The following is a 588-nucleotide window of genomic DNA, read 5'->3' as shown; positions in this document are numbered from 1 at the left end:
CAAGGTTGAGAAGTCCGGCTCTGTGTATCGGCTGGAACTCCCCATTCTCCTTTTGGCGAATGACTTTCTTTGCAAACATAAATTTCTCAATCTTTTCCGTATGGGGAATAGTAAGGGCAACTTTCATGTGCAGGGTACGGGATTTTCTCCACGTCCCGTTTTTCATTCTGTGACCTTTGACCTCCTGATTTCTGCGGACGCAAATATCATAGCCAATGAAACGGACTTTTTCGGAGCTGTGCGTTATCAGCGTCTTTTCTTCACTCAAGGTCAATTTCAACTCTGTGCTTAGAAATTCAGCGATTTCGGTTTTTAATTCTTCACATTCCGCTTTTGTGCCGCACACACCTGCCAGCCAGTCGTCCGCATAGCGGACAAAAGTAAATTTCTTATTGTCGGCGGGTTTGCAGGGCAGATTTCTCATAGCTTTCTTCTGCGCTTTATGCTGGTCAATCAGTTCTTGTCTTTCCGCTTCATTATCGGTATGGTCAATCCAGTAGGACAGCCTTTTTAATTCTTTGCTTGCCGTATGATATTCCGGTGTCTGATATGCGGACCTCGGTTTATCAAAGCGTTCTGCGATTTCCC

At 45.1% G+C, this 588-nt stretch carries 1 protein-coding gene; it reads right to left on the bottom strand.

The features are described 5' to 3' along the window. Window positions 1-588: reverse transcriptase domain-containing protein (locus CLOSYM_RS00645; protein WP_021640552.1), on the bottom strand; the 588-nt coding region annotated here is incomplete at both ends.

The sequence above is a fragment of the [Clostridium] symbiosum ATCC 14940 genome, from assembly GCF_000466485.1.
In the GTDB taxonomy this organism is placed as follows: Bacteria; Bacillota; Clostridia; order Lachnospirales; family Lachnospiraceae; genus Otoolea; species Otoolea symbiosa.
This window is presented reverse-complemented; position numbering and strand designations above follow the sequence as displayed.